Origin of the sequence: Pseudoramibacter porci (genome assembly GCF_009696145.1) — a bacterium.
GTDB lineage: Bacteria > Bacillota > Clostridia > Eubacteriales > Eubacteriaceae > Pseudoramibacter > Pseudoramibacter porci.
Map to the genome: position 1 here is coordinate 1 of NZ_VUMO01000027.1, position 1,800 is coordinate 1,800.

Genomic DNA, 1,800 nt, shown 5'->3' on the forward strand with positions numbered 1-1,800 from the left:
GTACCATGACTCCCTGTTTTCTCCCTAGAAAGGAGGTGATCCAGCCGCACCTTCCGATACGGCTACCTTGTTACGACTTCACCCCAATTACCGATCCCACCTTCGACAGCTGACTCCTTGCGGTTGTCACACTGGCTTCGGGTGTTACCGACTCTCGTGGTGTGACGGGCGGTGTGTACAAGACCCGGGAACGCATTCACCGCGGCATTCTGATCCGCGATTACTAGCAACTCCATCTTCATGCAGGCGGGTTTCAGCCTGCAATCCGAACTGAGATCTGTTTTGTGGGATTCGCTCCGCCTCACGGTTTCGCTGCCCTCTGTTCAGACCATTGTAGCACGTGTGTAGCCCAGGCCATAAGGGGCATGATGATTTGACGTCGTCCCCACCTTCCTCCGTATTGTCTACGGCAGTCTGTTTAGAGTGCCCAACTGAATGATGGCAACTAATCACAGGGGTTGCGCTCGTTGCGGGACTTAACCCAACATCTCACGACACGAGCTGACGACAACCATGCACCACCTGTCTCTCTGTCCCCGAAGGGAAAATCTTATCTCTAAGACGGTCAGAGGATGTCAAGGCCTGGTAAGGTTCTTCGCGTTGCTTCGAATTAAACCACATGCTCCGCTGCTTGTGCGGGTCCCCGTCAATTCCTTTGAGTTTCAACCTTGCGGTCGTACTCCCCAGGCGGAATACTTATTGTGTTAACTGTGGCACTGACATAACTGCCAACACCTAGTATTCATCGTTTACGGCATGGACTACCAGGGTATCTAATCCTGTTCGCTCCCCATGCTTTCGCACCTCAGCGTCAGTATCTGCCCAGCAAGCCGCCTTCGCCACCGGTGTTCTTCCTAATATCTACGCATTTCACCGCTACACTAGGAATTCCGCTTGCCTCTTCAGTACTCAAGTCTTACAGTTTCAAATGCACGTCACCGGTTGAGCCGGTACCTTTCACATCTGACTTATAAAACCGCCTACGCGCCCTTTACGCCCAGTGATTCCGGACAACGCTCGTCCCTTACGTATTACCGCGGCTGCTGGCACGTAATTAGCCGGGACTTCCTCATTGGGTACCGTCACTTCTTCTTCCCCAATAACAGAGCTTTACGATCCGAAAACCTTCTTCACTCACGCGGTATTGCTGCGTCAGGGTTGCCCCCATTGCGCAATATTCCCCACTGCTGCCTCCCGTAGGAGTCTGGACCGTGTCTCAGTTCCAGTGTGGCCGTTCGCCCTCTCAGACCGGCTACCTATCGTCGCCTTGGTGAGCCGTTGCCTCACCAACTAGCTAATAGGACGCGGGCCCATCTTTCGGCACCGGAGTTTTGATTGTATCTTCATGCGAAAATACAATGTTATGCGGCTTTACTCCCGGTTTCCCGAGGCTATTCCGCTCCGAAAGGCAGGTTGCCCACGCGTTACTCACCCGTTCGCCACTATCCACTCTCTAAATCGCCCGAAGGTTCATTAGACAGCTTCTCGTTCGACTTGCATGTGTTAAGCATACCGCCAGCGTTCGTCCTGAGCCAGGATCAAACTCTCAAGTAAAATTTACTCGAACAGCTTTCGCTGTTTTAAGTTCTATCTGGTTGCTTTATTTATCCACAGTCTGCTCTGTGTTTCGATTTGAAAGCAGTTCTCACTGCTCCGGAATCTAAAGGTTTTTTGGTTTGTGTTTTCCAGGTTTTATGGTACTATTCTCTTTTCTATGACCTGCCGTCGCTTCAAGCGACAACTTCTTTATTATATCAGCTCACTTTGTTCTTGTCAAGAACTTTTTTGAAGTTTTTTGAA

At 50.9% G+C, this 1,800-nt stretch carries 1 rRNA gene; it reads right to left on the reverse strand.

The features are described 5' to 3' along the window. Positions 1–28: 28 nt before the first annotated feature. A 16S ribosomal RNA gene (locus FYJ52_RS09910) occupies positions 29–1,554 on the reverse strand. Positions 1,555–1,800: the final 246 nt, after the last annotated feature.